The organism is Streptomyces sp. NPDC046977, from assembly GCF_040644455.1.
Lineage (GTDB): Bacteria > Actinomycetota > Actinomycetes > Streptomycetales > Streptomycetaceae > Actinacidiphila.
On record NZ_JBEYWO010000006.1, the window covers coordinates 67,424 to 84,338 of the forward strand.

General features: G+C 72.9%; 10 protein-coding genes and 1 pseudogene. 4 read left to right on the forward strand and 7 right to left on the reverse strand.

What is annotated here, in order from left to right; all coding sequences use genetic code 11:
- Positions 1-183 precede the first annotated feature (183 nt).
- From nrfD to ABZ883_RS11495, 4 genes are all read right to left on the reverse strand, one after another.
- Positions 184-1,212 carry an NrfD/PsrC family molybdoenzyme membrane anchor subunit gene (nrfD, locus tag ABZ883_RS11480; RefSeq protein ID WP_360905268.1) on the reverse strand — a complete coding sequence of 343 codons (1,029 nt, stop codon included), beginning with the start codon at positions 1,210-1,212 and terminating at the stop codon, positions 184-186.
- A complete protein-coding gene (locus ABZ883_RS11485; protein WP_360905270.1) occupies positions 1,209-2,228 on the reverse strand; it encodes a 4Fe-4S dicluster domain-containing protein in 1,020 nt (339 codons plus the stop codon). Before ABZ883_RS11485 ends, nrfD begins: the two co-directional genes overlap by 4 nt.
- Positions 2,225-5,518 (reverse strand): formate dehydrogenase, encoded by a 3,294-nt coding sequence (gene fdh, locus ABZ883_RS11490; protein WP_360905272.1) that lies wholly within the window; start codon positions 5,516-5,518, stop codon positions 2,225-2,227. The genes ABZ883_RS11485 and fdh overlap by 4 nt, the downstream gene beginning before the upstream one ends.
- A gap of 84 nt (positions 5,519-5,602) precedes the next feature.
- Entirely contained in the window at positions 5,603-6,787 is a 1,185-nt protein-coding gene (locus ABZ883_RS11495; protein ID WP_360905274.1) for a cysteine desulfurase family protein, read from the reverse strand.
- 71 nt (positions 6,788-6,858) lie between these two features.
- Here ABZ883_RS11495 and ABZ883_RS11500 point away from each other — a divergent pair, with 71 nt between their 5' ends.
- Positions 6,859-7,443, forward strand: a complete 585-nt coding sequence (locus ABZ883_RS11500; RefSeq protein WP_360905277.1) for a hypothetical protein — start codon at positions 6,859-6,861, stop codon at positions 7,441-7,443.
- A gap of 1 nt (position 7,444) precedes the next feature.
- Here the strand turns inward: ABZ883_RS11500 and ABZ883_RS11505 are convergent, their stop codons facing one another.
- The 3 genes and pseudogenes from ABZ883_RS11505 to ABZ883_RS11515 form a co-directional block, all read right to left on the reverse strand.
- Entirely contained in the window at positions 7,445-8,182 is a 738-nt protein-coding gene (locus tag ABZ883_RS11505) for a hypothetical protein (protein ID WP_360905279.1), read from the reverse strand.
- A 263-nt stretch (positions 8,183-8,445) separates the two neighbouring features.
- Positions 8,446-9,490, reverse strand: a pseudogene (mgrA, locus tag ABZ883_RS11510) (L-glyceraldehyde 3-phosphate reductase).
- A 112-nt stretch (positions 9,491-9,602) separates the two neighbouring features.
- The gene (locus ABZ883_RS11515) at positions 9,603-10,493 is read right to left on the reverse strand and encodes an alpha/beta hydrolase (RefSeq protein ID WP_360905281.1); all 891 of its coding nucleotides are present in this window, start codon (positions 10,491-10,493) and stop codon (positions 9,603-9,605) included.
- Positions 10,494-10,673: 180 nt separating this feature from the next.
- Here ABZ883_RS11515 and ABZ883_RS11520 point away from each other — a divergent pair, with 180 nt between their 5' ends.
- From ABZ883_RS11520 to ABZ883_RS11530, 3 genes are all read left to right on the forward strand, one after another.
- Positions 10,674-11,876, forward strand: a complete 1,203-nt coding sequence (locus ABZ883_RS11520) for a cytochrome P450 (protein ID WP_360905283.1) — start codon at positions 10,674-10,676, stop codon at positions 11,874-11,876.
- A 507-nt stretch (positions 11,877-12,383) separates the two neighbouring features.
- Positions 12,384-15,380 (forward strand): carboxypeptidase regulatory-like domain-containing protein, encoded by a 2,997-nt coding sequence (locus ABZ883_RS11525; protein WP_360905285.1) that lies wholly within the window; start codon positions 12,384-12,386, stop codon positions 15,378-15,380.
- Between the two features lie 162 nt (positions 15,381-15,542).
- Positions 15,543-16,898 carry a mycothione reductase gene (locus ABZ883_RS11530; RefSeq protein WP_360905287.1) on the forward strand — a complete coding sequence of 452 codons (1,356 nt, stop codon included), beginning with the start codon at positions 15,543-15,545 and terminating at the stop codon, positions 16,896-16,898.
- Positions 16,899-16,915: the final 17 nt, after the last annotated feature.

A 16,915-nucleotide genomic window follows, 5' to 3' on the forward strand; every position in this document is an offset into this window, starting at 1 on the left:
ATGCGGAGCAACGGCGTCGACATCCCGGATCCGGCCACTCGGGAGTTCACCGTCGACTACCCCGCGGGCATCGACCGCTTCACTCACTCGGGACGGCCCGTCAGGAGGCCGCCGACCCGGGACCGTGTTTGCCGGGCGGTCCCGCCGCGCAGGCCGAAGTCGCCCGCCGACGGCCCGGAACCGTCAGGTCCCAGTGCGGCCGCCTTCGGCCCTGGCGTCGAGCCGCTCGCGCTGCGGCTCGACCACGTAGGCGGGGTCCTTCGTGGACGTCACGCCCGCCTCGAAGGTGCCGAAGCGCTGCAGCGCGCTGCCGGCGAGCAGCGCCAGTCCGCCCACGGCGGCCGCGACGCGGCTGCGGCGGGCGAGGGTGAGCGCGGTGAGCGCGCCGCCCAGGGTGAGGTACTCGGACGCCCTGCGAAGGTGGTGCGGATGGCCGGTGGTGTACGCCTGCGTCACGAAGCCCGGCCGCCGGTCGATCAGCCGGGACGCGACGATCTCGGCCGCCGCGCCGATCACGGCGATGCGCCGGGCGGGTCCCGCCTCGGCCACCGGCGCCGTCAGCATGCCGAGGCCGCCGCCGCTCGCCGCGGCGGAGCCGGTGAACACGAACGGCAGTTCCCGGCGGGCACCGTGCCAGGCGGGTACCGCCGTCTGGGAGAGCAGTGCCGCCGTGTACGAGGCGACCCCGGGGGCGAAGAGGGCCGCGGACAGCCCGGCAGGCCGCGCCGCCGCCCGCAGCAGCCGGCCCGGCAGGGTCGCACACACGGAAGCGGGCAGGACCTCGGCCGTGGCCGCGAGCGCGCTGCCGGGACCGTAGGCGACGAGGACCCAGGTGCCCACCGACATGGGGGAGGTGGGTTTCGCCACGCGCAGCATGTGGTGGAAGCGCTCGGGCCGCCCGAGGTCCGCGATCAGCAGGTACATGCTCACGAGCAGTGCGCCGAAGCCGCCGATGCGGCTCGCCCGGCGCAGTTCGGGGCGTCCCGTCAGATCGGCGCCCGCGCCCATCAGGGCGGCGCCGGCCGACAGCCCGCCGGTGAAGAGGTACGCCGGGATCTTCCATTCCCACACCGGCGGCTTCAGCACCGGCCGCCCGTAGTAGGAGCGGAAGTCGGCGCGCGGCACCATGGGCTGCTCGCGGCTGCCGTCGTGGTCGCGGCCCCGGCCGCGGGGGCGGTGCTCCTCGCCCGGGGCCGTCCCCTCGGCGCTCATCGCCGCCCCCCGCGCAGAAAGACGGCGGCCGAGGCGACCAGCATCGCCGAGGCGGCCACGCCCACGGTCTTCCACGTCGACACCAGGTCGCGCGTGGGCACGATCGGGTCCGGCGGGAACCCGTAGACCTCCGGGTCGTCCAGCAGCAGGAAGAACGCGCCGTCGCCGCCCACGCCGTCGTCGGGATCGCGGCCGTACAACTGGGCCTCGGCCACCCCGGCCTCGTGGAGTGCCGCCAGGCGCCGGTCGGCGCGTTCGCGCAGCTCGTCCAGCGGGCCGAACTGGATGGAGTCCGTCGGGCAGGCCTTGGCGCAGGCCGGTTCCATGCCGTCGCGCAGCCGGTCGTAGCACATGGTGCACTTCCAGGCGCGTCCGTCGTCCGGCCGCCGGTCGATGACGCCGTAGGGGCAGCCGGACACGCAGTAGCCGCAGCCGTTGCAGATGTCGGGCTGCACCACGACGGTTCCGAACTCGGTGCGGAACAGCGCCCCGGTGGGGCACACGTCCAGGCATCCGGCGTGCGTGCAGTGCTTGCACACGTCGGAGGACATCAGCCACCGGAACTGGGTGCGGTTCTCGGCGCCGGCTGCGGCGCCGGGCAGGTCGAAGGAGGGGAACCCCAGGTCCACCGGCGCGGTGCCCAGGTCGCCGCCGCCGCGCTTGGCGACCTCCAGGGCGTCGGCCACCACCTCTGTCGTGCCGTCGACGCTGCTGGGGCCCACGGGGAGTCCGGACAGACCCGCGTCCTGCTGCCCCAGCGGGCGCTGCTGCTCGATGAACGCGACGTGCCGCCACGAACTGGCGCCCAGCATGCCGGTGTTGTCGAACGACATGCCCAGCAGGTCGATGCCGTCCTCGGGGACCGCGTTCCACTCCTTGCACGCCACCTCGCAGGCCTTGCAGCCGATGCACACGGAGGTGTCGGTGAAGAAGCCCACCCGGGGCGGGTGGTCGCGATGGCCCGCGTCCCCCGCGGGGTCCGCGAGCGGTCCGAACAGGCTCTGCTCGTGGGTCATGACGGCTCCTTGGGCGGATCCGGTTCGGTGTGGGCCCGCTGGGCGTGGCCGCCCGTTGTCGCTATGCGGGTGCCGGTCTCCGTGGTGATGCCGGCCCGGCGGCGGTAGTCGGCGACGTAGTCGAGCAGGGCGGGACCGCGCGGCCGGCGCCCGGGCCGCACGTCGCAGGTCAGCACCTTGCTCTCCTGGATGAACACGTTCGGGTCGCACACCACGCCGATCAGGTCGTTGACCACGTCGCCCTTGGTGAGCCCGGTCGAGCCCCAGTGGTAGGGCATCCAGACCTGGTGGACGACGCGCCCGTCCAGGCGCAGCGGCGCCATCCGGTCGGTGACGACCACACGGGCGTCGACGGCGGTCCTGCTGGTGATCACGTGCGCCCAGTCAAGGTGCCGCAGGCCGCGTTCGGCCGCGAGTTCCGGCGACACCTCCACGAACAGCTCCGGCTGGAGCTCGGCCAGATAGGGCAGTTGCCGGCTCATGGCGCCCGCGGTGTGGTGCTCGGTCAGCCGCGCCGCGGTGAACACGAAGGGGAACACCGCGCTGTGCGCCTCGGGGGGTGCCGGGTTGGACGGGTTGTCCGGCCGCCCGTACACCTTCCGCACCGGATTGCCCTGCTGGCCGTGGAGCAGGTTGCGCATCGGCGACTCGTGAGGCTCGTAGTGGGTGGGGAGCGGACCGTCCGCCAGCCCCGCCGGGGCGAACAGCCAGGCCTTCCCGTCGCGCATCATGATGAACGCGTCGCTGCCGCCGAGCGCCTCGGGGCCCGACGCCCCCTCGGGGGGCCGGTAGTCCGGCGGTTTGTGCTTCTCGAAGTCGGGCGTGTCGTTGCCGGTCCACTCACCGGCCTCCTCGTCCCACCACACGAGCTTCTTCCGCTCGCTCCAGGGCCGCCCCTGCGGGTCGGCCGAGGCGCGGTTGTACAGGACGCGGCGGTTGAGCGGCCAGGTCCAGCCCCACTCCGGGTCGTACGGTCCGGTCTGCGTGTGCGGTGTGCGGCGCCGGGCCTGGTTGGTCTCCCCGGCGTACACCCCGCTGTAGATCCAGCAGCCGCACGCCGTACTGCCGTCCGCCCTGAGGTCCAGGTAGCTGTCGACCGTGCGGCCGGTGCGCAGGTCGATGCCGTTGATGTGGCGCAGCACGTCCGACGGGGACGCCTCGTCGCCCTCGGTCTCGTAGTCCCAGGCCAGATCCAGGATCGGGCGGTCGCGCTCGTCGGTCGAACCGGCCAGCCGCTGCTTCAGCCGCAGGCCGAGCTGGTAGAAGAACCACAGTTCGGAGCGCTGGTCCCCGGACGGGGCCACGGCCTGGTCGCGCCACTGGAGCATCCGCTGGGTCTGGGTGAAGGTGCCGGCCTTCTCCACGTGCGACGCGGCGGGGAAGAAGAACACCTCGGTGCGGCACTGGTCGGTGACGATCTCACCGGTCTCGATCTCCGGGGCGTCCTTCCAGAAGGTGGCGCTCTCGATCATGGTGATGTCGCGGACGACGAGCCAGTCCAGGTTCGCCATCCCGAGGCGCTGCAGACGGCCGTGGGCCGAGCCGACCGCGGGGTTCTGGCCGAGCAGGAAGTAGCCGAAGACCTTGTTCCCGTCGACCATGTCCATGACCGTGCGATAGGTGCCGTGGTCCCCGTTGACGCGTGGCATGTAGTCGAAGCAGTAGTCGTTCTCCGCCGTCGCCGCGTCGCCCCAGTACTCCTTCAGCAGCGAGACCATGTAGGCGTCGGCATCGCCCCAGAACCCCTTCTGCTGCCGGCCGCGGACGCCGTCCAGGTAGTCGGCCAGGTTCTCGTGCGCCACGTCGGGCATCGGCAGGTAGCCGGGCAGCAGGTTGAACAGGGTGGGCACGTCCGTCGAGCCCTGGATGCTCGCGTGACCGCGCAGCGCGTAGATCCCGGCCCCGGGACGGCCGATGTTGCCCAGCAGGAGCTGGACGATCGCCCCCGCCCGGATGAACTGGGCGCCGACGGAGTGCTGGGTCCAACCCACGCTGTACACCAGCGCGGTGGTCCGCTCCCGGCCCGAGTTCTCCGTCCAGGCCCGGCACACCTCCAGGAACAGGTCCCGCGGTACCCCGCAGACCCGCTCCACCATCTCCGGGGTGTAGCGGGAGAAGTGCCGCTTGAGCACCTGGAACACGCACCGCGGATGCTCCAGGGTGGGGTCGGACTCGATCTCGCCGGGGGGCGGGTCGACGAACGGGCCCTTGGCGCCGTGCTGGTAGGGCTCGGAGGTCTCCTTCGCGTGGCAGCCCGGCCGCTCCTCCGTCCGCACGCTCGCGTACGACCAGCTCGACGCGTCGTACGCGGCGGTGTGCGGGTCGTAGCCGCTGAACAGCCCGTCCAGGTCCTCGGTGTCCTGGTAGCGCTCGTTCAGCAGGAACGGCGCGTTGGTGTACGCCTGCACGTACTCCCGGAACTCCAGGTTGTTGGTGAGGATGTGGTTGACCACGGCGCCGAGGAACGCGATGTCCGTGCCGGCGCGCACCGTGACGTGCTGGTCGGCGTGCGCGCTGGTCCGGGTGAACCGCGGGTCGATGTGGATGACCCGGGCGCCGCGCGCCTTGGCCTCGGTCACCCACTGGAAGCCGACCGGATGGGCCTCGGCCATGTTCGAGCCCATGATGATGATGCAGTCGGTGTTGACCAGGTCCTGAAGGTAGTCGGTGGCGCCGCCGCGCCCGAGCGAGGCTCCCAGACCGGGAACCGTGGCGGAGTGTCAAATACGCGCCTGGTTCTCGATCTGCAGGGCCCCCATGGCGGTGAACAACTTCTTGATGAGGTAGTTCTCCTCGTTGTCCAGCGTGGCGCCGCCGAGGCTCGCCAGGCCCATGGTCCGGCGCAGCCTCCTGCCCTGCTCGTCGGTCTCCTGCCAGCCGCGGCGCCGGGCGTCCAGGACCCGGTCGGTGATCATGTCCATGGCCGCGTCCAGGTCCAGCTCCTGCCACGCGGTGCCGTACGGCGGCCGGTAGAGCACCTTCTGCTCACGGTGCGGGCCGGTCACGAGCTGCTTGCTGGCCGAGCCCTTCGGGCACAGCCGGCCGCGGGAGATCGGGCTGTCCGGATTGCCCTCGATCTGGATGACCTGCTCGTCCTTGACGAAGACGCGCTGCGCGCAGCCGACCGCGCAGTACGGGCACACCGAGTCGACCACCCGGTCGGCGCTCTCGGTGCGCGACCCGAGTCCGGCCGAACGCTTCGACCGGGTCGCCATGCCGCGTCCCAGCGGGTCCGTCCCCGTCAGCTGCCGGTACACCGGCCAGGCCTCGATCAACCGTTTCCAGCCCATCCGCCTGCTCCTCCGTGCGGTGGCCCTGCGTCCTCCCGACGCTACCGGCCGGGAGGCCGCTCGCAAGTCCGGGCCAGGCCGGTGTCAGGTGCGGAAGGGCGCTCCCGCGTCGCGGACCGCGGTGGTGAGGAGGGCGGTGGCCCGGTCGATGTCGGCCGGGTTCGTCCAGCGGCCGACCGACAGACGCACGGCGGCCAGGGCGCGGGTGTCGTCCAGGCCCATGGCCCGCAGAACGGGGGAGGGGGTGCGGGCACCGCTGTGGCAGGCCGAGCCGGTGGAGGCGGCCACCAGCGGCACCGCGGCGAGCAGCTCGTGGGCGGCCGTCCCGTCGATGCTGACGTTGAGGGTGCCGGGCAGGCGGTGCCGGGCGGAGCCGTTGAGGCGGATGCGTCCGGGGAGCGCCTCGGAGAGGCCGTCCTGCAGCCGGTCGCGCAGCGCGGCGGTGCGCCGTACGCCGCCGTCGGCGAGTTCCGCGGCGGCGAGTTCCGCGGCGGTCCCCAGGGCGACGGCGAAGGCCACGTTCTCGGTGCCCGCCCGGAGCCCGCCCTCCTGGCCGCCGCCGTGGACCAGGGGTTCCAGACCGACCCCCCGGCGTACGTACAGGGCCGCGACACCCTTCGGGGCGTACATCTTGTGGCCCACGACGGTCAGCAGGTCCACGCCGAGCTCCCGCACGTCCAGCGGGACCTTGCCGGCGGCCTGGGCGGCGTCGCAGTGGAAGAGCGCGCCGTGCGCCCGGGCCAGCCGGGCCAGCTCGGCGACGGGCTGGAGGGTGCCGGTCTCGTTGTTGGCGGCCATGACGGAGACCACGGCGGTCCGGTCGTCGAGTACGGCGGCCAGGCGGGCGGGGTCCACCCGCCCCTCGCCGTCCACCGGCAGGCGGACGACCTCGGCCCCGTGCAGCCGCTCCAGCGCGCGGCAGGTCTCCAGCACGGCCGGATGCTCGGTGACCTGCGTGATCACCCGTGACCGGCCGGCCGGGGCCGCCAGCACGGCGCCGCGCAGCGCGAGCGTGTCCGCCTCGGAACCGGAGCCGGTGAGCACGATCTCGTCGGCTCCGGCCCCGATCAGCGCGGCGACCTGCTCGCGGGCGCGCGCGAGGGCCGCCCTCGGCCGCTCCGCGGCCATGTGTCCGCTGGACGGATTGCCGAACCAGCGCTCCAGCCAGGGTCGTGCCGCCGCCGCGACCCGCGGGTCGACCGGTGTCGTGGCGTTGTAGTCCAGGTACACCGGGCCGCTGTCGAGGCCCGGGTGGGTCGGCACGTTCACGGTCGGCCCGCACCTTTCTTCGATGTCCGATAAGGGGGCATTATTTACCATGTGTCGGGAATGAGCGATTCATGGATGTCATATTTCCCGTTTCGGCGTACCCGCCGCTCGCCCTCGGCTTCTTCGGCCTGGGCACCGGTTACCTGATCTGGGGCCCGCAGGAGTTGTTCGGCTGGCCCCGACGCGACGAGCGCGTCGACCGCGCGCTGGGCACCTGGGGCATCTGGCTCCCGGGCTTCTGCCAGCTGGTGGCCGGCGCGATCCTCTTCATCGGGCTCACCTGGTTCGAGGTCTTCAAGGCGCCGTCCCTCTACATGGCGGCGGTCGCCTTCTCCGCGTACGGCATCCACTGGTTCGCCCTGGGCTGGGACCGCTACCGGGGCAATGACCCGCGCGTGAACGCCGGCGTCTCGGTGGCCTACATGGTGCTGTCGGCCCTGGGCGCGACGGTGTTCTTCGCCGTGAAGGACTGGCCCGTCGGGATCGTCTTCATCGGCCTGTTCCTCGTCTACGCCGCCAAACTCGTCATGTCCGTCGGCGTCCCCGTCGCCGAGCGGGCGATGGGGCTGTTCCGCATCCTGACCGCCTGCTGGCTCATGTACCTGACCTTCGCCGTCGTCGTCGACTTCGCCCTCGGGTACGACTGGCCCACGTAAGTCACCGCGGTCGCATCAGCAAGAGGTCCTCGCCCCACGCGTCCAGCACTGCGCCGTGCCCGGCGTGCCGGGCCGCCGGCTCGACGCGGGCGAACAGGCGGCGCTGCGTGGGCACGTCGCCGGTGCGCGCGACGGTGTCGACCGCGGCCAGCAGCGCGGCGGAGTCCCAGCCGGGCAGGGGGTACCGGGCGAGCTCCCACTCCAGGTACTTGTGGTACGGACGGGGGCGGCGGTCGAGGGCGAAGAGCAGTTCCAGCAGGAAGCCGATGCTCTCGGCGGCGTCGAGGCGGGCGGCGAGGCCATGGCCGTCCCGGTCGTTCTTCACCGACCGGTAGAGGGAGTTGGCGTAGGCGTCCAGCCATCGGCCGGAGTCGCGGAACGCCTCGCCGGCGCCGAGGCGCGCCTTGGCGGCGACGATGCGGGCGATGCCCCCGTCGAGCCGGTCGAGCACGACGCGTGCGCGGGCGAGGGCGTAGCGCTCGAAGCCGGGCATCCCGGCCGCGCGGAACGCGGTCAGGGTGACGACGACGAGGTCCAGTCCGGGGGTGCGGTGGCCCGTGAAGCGGGTGAGGTCCGTCGCCGCGCCGTCGGCGAGGACGACGTACAGGTCGTGGTCGGAGTACGCCGTGGTCATGCCCTCGTGGGCCTGTGAGCCCTTGAGGACGAGACCGACGACGGCCGGGTCGGCGAGCGCGAGTTCGGTGAACGCCGCGTAGGTGAGCGGGAGCTGACGGGACATCGGTGATCTCCGCGGAGTGGTGGCCGGGCATGGCTGCCGGCGGCCCGCCCTGCCGGGCCGCCGGTACCGTCCGCGGCGGCGCGGGGCCGCCGCCCGGGAGATCAACGCATCGACGCGATTCGAGTCGGCGTCGTCAGCGGCCGTTCCGTCCTGCGACGCGCCCTCAGGTCCGCTGGGGGACGTGGGACCCGCCCTTCGGGCGGTGGAGGCACCCGCAGCGCTGGCTGAGCGCTCACTCGACGACGCGGCCCAGCGGCCGTCCCTCAGTCGAGGGCGCCGTTGCGGGCGTCGTGCCAGAGGTCGACACCGCTCGCGTCGAAGGAGAATTCGTCGATCCGGGCCAGTTCCTCGGCGCTGAAGTGGAGGTTGCCCAGGGCGGCGACGTTCTGCTCCACCTGCTCGACCCGGGACGCGCCGATCACGAGCGAGGTGACGCGCTCGTCGCGCAGGGCCCAGGCCAGTGCCATCTGGGCCAGCGACTGGCCGCGGTCGCGGGCGATGCCGGCGAGGCCGCGCAGCCGTCGCAGCATGTCCTCGGAGAGCCAGGCGGCGTCGAACGTCGAGCCGTGCGCGGCGCGGGAGTCCGCGGGCACGCCGTCGAGGTAACGGTCCGTCAGAAGGCCCTGCGCGAGCGGTGAAACCGATGACGCCGACGCCCTCGGCGTGCGCGGTCTCCAGCAGGCCCTCGGTCTCGATCCAGCGGTTGAGCAGGGAGTACGACGGCTGGTGGATCAGCAGCGGGGTGCCGAGGTCCCGCAGGACGGCGGCGGCCTCGCTCGTGCGCTCGGCGTCGTAGGAGGAGATGCCCACGTAGAGGGCCTTGCCCTGGCGGACCGCGGTGTCGAGGGCGCCCATCGTCTCCTCGAGCGGCGTGGTGGCGTCGAGGCGGTGGGAGTAGAAGATGTCGACGTACTCCAGGCCCATGCGCTCCAGGGACTGGTCCAGCGAGGCGAGCAGGTACTTCCGGGAGCCGCCGCCCTGGCCGTAGGGGCCGGGCCACATGTCCCAGCCGGCCTTGGTGGAGATCACCATCTCGTCGCGGTAGGGCGCGAGGTCGTTCCTCATGATGCGCCCGAAGGTGAGCTCGGCCGCGCCGTAGGGCGGCCCGTAGTTGTTCGCCAGGTCGTGGTGGGTGATGCCGAGGTCGAACGCGCGCAGGGCGATCTCGCGCTGCCGCTCGAAGGGCTTGTCGTCGCCGAAGTTGTGCCAGTACCCCAGGGAGAGCAGGGGCAGGTCGAGTCCCGAGCGTCCGGTGCGGCGGTACCGCATCGTGCCGTCGTAGCGGTCGGGGTTGGCGACGTGGGGCATGGGACATCTCCGCGACGTAGGGGGGTGGCGTGCTGCGGGGGCCAGCCTGCTGCGCCGTGATTCGGAAGTCCAACAGTCGCCGTCTCTTGGATTGAGCGCTGTGGCTTCTCAATCATCCGGTGCTGTCCAGGAAGTCGGCGACGACGCGGTTGAAGAGCGCGGGGTTCTCCCGGAACATCAGGTGGCTGCCCGCCTCGTCCGCGGAGAACACCCGTGCCCGTGCCCCGGGGATCAGGGAGGCGACCCACTCGGTCGTGCCGGGCGGCAGGAAGCTGAGCTCGCCGCCGACGACGAGGGCCGGGACGGTGATGCGGGGCAGGACGTCCCTCCAGTCGTTGGCGTAGTGGTCCAGAAGGAGGTCCGCCGCGTGGCGCGGCGGCAGCAGCCGGGTCTGCTCCACGAGCCACCGCACCTCGTCCTCGCCGAGGGACGGGCTGTGCAGCATGGCGACGACGGCGCGCACGACGGCGTCGACGGCATCGGGACCGCCGCGCAGCCCGGCGGCGAAGCCCAGGGTCATGTCCCGGGTGAACACGGCGGCGGGTGGCGCCTCCTGCCCGGCACCGGCGAATTCGGACGACATGACGGGCGACTGGTCGACCAGGACCAGCCGGCCGGTCCGATCGGAACCGAAGAGGTCCCAGTGGCACCAGAGGACCGAGCAGCCCAGGGAGTGGCCGAGCAGGGTCGCGTCGCGCAGGTCGAGGGCTTCGAGCACCTGGTGCAGGTCCATGGCGAGCCGGGAGGCGCGGTAGCCGTGGGCCGGGCGCTCGGAGCGGCCGTGGCCCCGCTGGTCCAGGGCGATCACGCGGCGGTGGCGGCCGAGGCCGTCGATCTGCGCGGCGAACCCGGCGGCGGTCTGCCCGAACCCGGGGACGAGGACGAGCGGGTGCCCGGGGTTCCCGGCGCCGGCCTCCTGATAGCGCAGGCGCACTCCGTCGTCCGTGACGATCTCGCCCTCGCGGCCGCCCGGGACCGGGGTGTTGCTGCCTTCGACGTTCATGGGGCACCTCGCGCGTCGCGCGGATCACATCCCTTCCAGGGTAACCACCTGAAGTGGTGGCGGCAGCGGTGTCCCGCGGCCGCTCGCCGTGCGGGGAGCGGGCTCACCCCGAACGATGGGATGAGACGGGACGGCATCGGCGCCGCGGCGCCGTACGGCAAGCACGGAGCGCGATCGGCCATGGCGACTCATCCGGAGGTTTTCCGCTTCGACCCCACCGGGCGCCGGCTCCTGGAGGACAACGCCAGGCTCAGGAGCCTGGGCCCGGCCGTGCGGGTCGATCTTTCGGGCGGCGTGACGGCGTGGTCCGTCACCCGGTACGACCTCGTCAAACGGCTCACGGAGGACGACCGCGTGTCCCGTGACGCCCGGCGCCACTGGCCCGCGCTGGCCACGGTCGAGGGGGACTGGCCGCTCGCGCCGTTCCTGCTCGCGCCCACGGTGCTCAACGCGTACGGCACCGATCACCGTCGGTTGCGCACCGTCATGGAGGACGCGTTCACGGCACCGCGCCTGGAGGCCTTGGGGGAGCGGCTGCGCGATCGCGTGGACGCCGCGCTCGACGCGCTGGGGACGCCCGGCTCGGGCACGGTGGTCGACCTGCGCCGCGGCTACGCGGAGGTCGTCGCGGCCGGGACCGTGTGCGACGTCCTGGGCGTCCCGGAGGAGAGCGCGGAGCGGGCGCGGCGGGCCATCGGCAGTCTGCTGGAGCCCCCCGCCGACCCGGTAGCGGCCGCCGCCGGCATGGATGAGGCCATGGGCTTCCTGGCCGCGCTGCTCGCGGCCAAACGGGACGACCCCGGGGACGACCTGGCCACGACGCTCGTGCGGGCCGCGGACATGACGGACGAGGAACGCCTGCCGGCCCTGGTCGTCACCATCGCCGGCGGGGTGCCGTCCACCACCGGTCTCATCGGCAACGCCGTCGTCAACGTCCTCCGGCACACGCGACAGCGGCTCGCCGTCAAGGAGGGCATGACTCCGTGGTCCGCGGTCGTCGAGGAGACGCTGCGGGCGGACGCACCGGTGCAGCACATGCCGCTGCGGTACGCGCTGGAGGACATCGACCTCGGGGAGGGCGTCGTCATCCGCCGCGGGGAGGCGATCCTCGTGGGCTTCGGGGCCGGCGGGCGCGACGCGCGGCTGCACGGGGAGACGGCGGCGACGTTCGACGCGGACCGGCGGGACAAGGAGCACGTGGCGTTCGGCCACGGAGTGCACGGCTGCATCGGGGAAGCGCTGGCCCGGCTGGAGGCGGCGGTCGCCCTGCCCGCGCTCTTCACACGCTTCCCCGGCCTGGAACTCGCCGAGCCCGCCGATGCGCTGGAACCGCTGCCCACCATCGTCTTCCACGCGATGACGCGGGTGCCCGTCCGGCTCTGACGCGACCTCCCGCTGCGCGGAATTCCGGCACGTCGCCGCAATTCCGAATGGCCGGTGCACGGTTGTGCGGTTCCCTTTCCTTCGAGACCGGATTCTCGTCCGCGGCGGGTCCTGAGGCAAGCCGGGGCCGGAGCGGGAATGCGCGTCTGCACAAGTGGGAAGTCCGGGCTCCAGGAATGTCGCAGCCGGCGCGTGCGAACCGGCGGGCGATCTGCCCGTCTTCATGGCGGCTGAAGCGGATTCGCCACGAGGACGTGCCTGTTCACCTGCTCTTTCCTCTTCGTGCCGTGAGTCGTGCAGGCTTTCCTGCCGCACGGTGAACCGGCTCTTTTTTGAACCTTTTTACTCCTGGCCCGCATCATGCGCACCGAAGTGGCGCCGACATGTGACGGCAACAAAGAAGGTATTGACACACGGTCAATGCAGGTCCGGTAATGGTGCGTCGGCGGACCCCTGAATCCGCCCTCACCGGCCCCGAATTCGGGGCCCTGTCCGGATTGGTGGACTGTGTCGATATCCCCCTCCGCGAGAAGTGCCTCACCGGCCTTCCGCGTACTCGGCCGCGGGGCGGCCGTCCTGGGCGTCGCGGCCCTGGCGCTGCTGGGCCTCCAGCCCAACGCGCAGGCCCGGCCGACCGAACCTGTCGCCCGCGCGACCGGCCAGGCCGCCGCCCACTCCGCGCCCTCGGCGCAGGCGCGCGCCACCGCCCCCGGTACAACGCCCGCCACTGCGCCCCGTACGACGCCCGGCCTCGAACCCGTCTGCGACACCCCCGCCGAGGGCCGCGCCGCCTGCTACGCGCTGCGCGCCACCGGCCAGCCGCCGCTCCTGCGCCTCAGCGCCTCCGCGACCCCCGCCGGCTTCGGCCCGAAGGACATCCAGAGCGCCTACAGCCTGCCCGCCGACGGCGGCGCGGGGCAGACGATCGCGATCGTCGACGCCTACGACAACCCCAACGCCGAGGCGGACCTCGCCGTCTACCGCGCCCAGTACGGCCTGCCGCCGTGCACCACCGCCAACGGCTGCTTCCGCAAGGTCGACCAGCGCGGCGGCACTTCCTACCCGCAGCCGAGTGAGGCGTGGGTGGGGGAGATCGCGCTCGACCTGGACATGGTGTCCGCGGCGGCCCCGGGCGCCCGCATCCTGCTCGTGGAGACCGACAACGACGGCCTGGAGAACCTTGCGGCAGGCGTGGACGAGGCCGTGGCGCTCGGCGCGAAGTACGTCTCCAACTCCTACGGCCGGCTGGGTGACTTCAGCACTGACCTCGCGACCTACGGTGCCTCCTACGACCACCCGGGCGTCGCCGTCGTGGCGGCGAGCGGCGACAACAAGTACGGGGTCTCCTTCCCCTCGACCCTGCCGACCGTGACCGCCGTCGGCGGCACCACCCTCACCGCCGACCCAGGCACCGCCCGCGGCTGGTCCGAGACGGTCTGGGCCCGGGACAACTACGGACCCGGCTCCGGCTGCGCGCGGAACCAGGCCAAGCCCGCCTTCCAGGAGGACGCCGGCTGCACCGGGCGGAGCGTCGCGGACGTCTCGGCCGTGGCCGACAACGTTGCCGTGTACCTGTCGTACGGTGTCCACGGCACCGGCTGGCAGCGCTACGGCGGCACCAGCGCCGCGACCCCGGTGATCGCCGCCCTCTACGCGCTCGCCGGCCCCCCGCGGCCCGGCACGTACCCCAACGCCTACCCCTACGCGGCCGGCGGCGCCGGGCTCAACGACGTCACCACCGGATCCAACGGCACCTGTGACGCCGCCTACTTGTGCACTGGCGGCCCCGGATACGACGGCCCCACGGGCCTCGGCACGCCCGCGGGCCTGGCCGCCTTCCGCAGCGGCCCGCACGGCACCCTGTCCGGCACCGTGAAGGACTCCGCCACCGGCGAGCCGGTCGCCCACGCGACCGTCGGCTCCGGACTGGACGTCGCCACGACCGACGCCCAGGGCGCGTACACCCTCGACCTGCCCGCCGGGACCGTGAAGGACCTGACGGTGAAGGCCTTCGGCTACACCGCCGCCGCCCCGGCCACGTTCACCGTCGCCGACGGCCAGTCCCTGACGCGCGACGTCGCGCTCGCCCCGATCCCGCGCGAGCACGTGCGCGGCAAGGTCACCGACGGCTCAGGACACGGCTGGCCGCTCTACGCCCAGGTCGCGGTCGCCGGTTCGCCCGAGGCCCCGGTGTGGACCGACCCGGAGACCGGTGCGTACCGGCTCGACCTGCCCCAGGGCGCCGAGTACACCCTCGAGGTCACCAGCAGCCTGCCCGGCTACCGGCCCGGAGGCGGCCGGGTCGAGGTCGGCAAGCGAAAGGTCACCGCCGACTTCGCGTTGACCGCCGACCCCGACGCGGCGACCGCCGTCGGCTACACCCTCGAACGCGCCGGCCGCACCGAGACGTTCGACTCCACCACCGGCGCGCCGCAGGGCTGGACCGTCGTGAACGCCCCCGGCACCGACAGCGGCTGGGAGTTCGACGACCCGATCCAGCGGGGCAACCTCACCGGCGGCAGCGGCGCCTTCGCCGTCGCCGAGAGCGACAACGGACCGATCGGCCCGCACCAGGACAGCCAACTCATCAGCCCCGTCCTGGACTTCTCCGCGGGGCAGTCGGCGGAGCTCTCCTTCAGGACCGAGTACGGGTACAACCCGAACAACCAGCAGATGAGCGTGGACGTCACCACCGACGGCGGCGCCACCTGGACCAGCGCCTGGGCCTCGCCGCAGAGCAGCGACAGCGTGCAGAACCGCACCCTGCACGTGGGGCTCGGCGCCTTCGCCGGGCACAAGGCCGTCCAGGTGCGCTTCCGCTTCGTCGCCAACTGGGGCTACCACTGGGCGATCGACGACGTCTACATCGCCACCCGCACCCTCCTGCCCACCCCCGGCGGCCTGACCGTCGGCACCGTCCGCGACGCCAACACCCGGGCGGGCCTGGTCGGTGCCACCGTCACCGACCTGAAGAACCCGGGGACCACCGCCACCGCCACCGCGACCCCCGACGACCCGGCCGTCGGCGACGGCTTCTACACCCTGTTCGCCGCGGGCACCGGCAGCCACACCCTCGGCGCGACGGCGTCCGGCTACTCCGCCGCCACGGAGCGGGCCACGGTGCGCGCCGACCGGGTGACCCGTACGGACCTCGCCCTCGGCGCCGGACGGGTCACGGCGACCCCGGACACGATCAGCGGCACCGTCGCCCAGGGACGGCGCACCTCCGTCCGGATGCGCCTCACCAACACCGGCACCGGGGCGGTGACCGTCCGTCTGGCCCAGCCGTCCGGTACCGGCTGGCTGACGCCGGGCGTCTCCCAGGTGACGCTGGAACCGGGCCGGCGCACCACCGTCACCCTCGTCCTGGACTCCGCGTCCCCCGACGTCACGGGGCCCGGCGACTACCGCACGGAGCTCGCGCTCACCGGCGACACCCCCTACGCCGTCAGCCGGGTCCCGGTGACCCTGCACGTCACCGCGGCCCACGGCCACGGCGCCTGATCGCCCGTCATTCCCTCGGCCGTCCCCGGCCGGACCGCGGCGTGCGCCGCGGTCCGGCCGGGGACACCGTGTCCGGGAGCGGTGTGGCCCGCTGCGCCGTCGCGGCCGGAGGGGTCAGAATCGGGAGGAAACGGACTCGGCAGGGACGGAAGGCGGACGGACGTGCGGCAGTACGATCTCGTGGTTCTGGGTATGGGCAGCGGCAACATGCTGTTCGGCGACGAAACCGCCCATCTGCGCTCCGCGGCCGTCGACCCCGGCCGGTTCGGCGGGACGTGCCTCAACCGGGGCTGCATTCCCAGCAAGATGCTGGTCGTCACCGCCGACGCGGTGGTGGAGGCGCGGGAGGCCGCACGGCTCGGCGTCCACGCGACGGTGGATCCCGTGCGGTGGCGGGCCGTGCGCGACCGGGTGTTCGGGCGGATCGACCCGCTCCACCAGGACGCGGTGCGGTACCGCCGTGAGAGCGGCGTCGACGTGTACACCGACGCGGCCCGCTTCGTCGCGCCGAAGGTGCTGCAGGTCGGCTCCGAGCGGATCGGCGCGGAGACGATCGTCGTGGCGGTCGGGTCGCGGCCGGTGATCCCCGACATTCCGGGGCTCGACACCGTGCCGTACCACACCTCGGACACCATCATGCGGATCGACGAGGTGCCCGCGTCCCTGGTCGTCATCGGCGGAGGGTTCATCGCCGCCGAGTTCGGCCACGTCCTCGACGCGTTCGGGGCGGAGGTGACGATCGTGCAGCACCGGCCGCGGCTGCTGATGGCCGAGGACGAGCAGGTGTCGGCGCGGTTCACCGAACTCGCCTCGCGGCGGCACCGGGTCCTGCTGGACACGGAGGTCACCTCGGTGGCGCGACGGGGCGACGGCGTCGCGGTCACCGTGCGGGGGCCGCAGGGCGAACAGGTCGTCGAGGCCGAGGCGATGCTGCTGTGCGTCGGCCGCCGGCCCAACACCGACCGGCTGGACGCCGCGGCGGGCGGTCTGGAACTGGACTCCGACGGCCACATCGCGACCGACGCCGCCTGCCGCGCCTCGGTGCCGGGCGTGTGGGCGCTCGGCGACGTCGCGAACCACTTCCAGCTCAAGCACCGGGCCAACGCCGAGGTGCGCCTGGTGAGCCACAACCTGCTCCACCCCGACGACATCCGCACCCTGGGCACCTCCGCCGTGCCGCACGCGGTCTTCACCCATCCGCAGATCGCGGGCGTCGGCATGACCGAGCAGGAAGCGCGCCGCCGCGGCATCGACTACCTCGTCAGCGTCCGCGACTACGCGCAGACCGCGTACGGCTGGGCGCTGGAGGACACCACCAGTTTTGTGAAGGTCCTGGCGAACCGGGCCGACCGCACGCTGCTGGGCGCCCACATCATCGGGCCCCAGGCCGCGACGCTCATCCAGCCCCTGATCCAGGGCATGTCCCTGGGGCAGACCGTCGACCAGGTCGCCCGGGACGTGCTCTACATCCACCCCGCGCTCACCGAGGCCGTCGAGCAGGCGCTGCTGGACCTCTGACGGGCTGTGACGCCTCG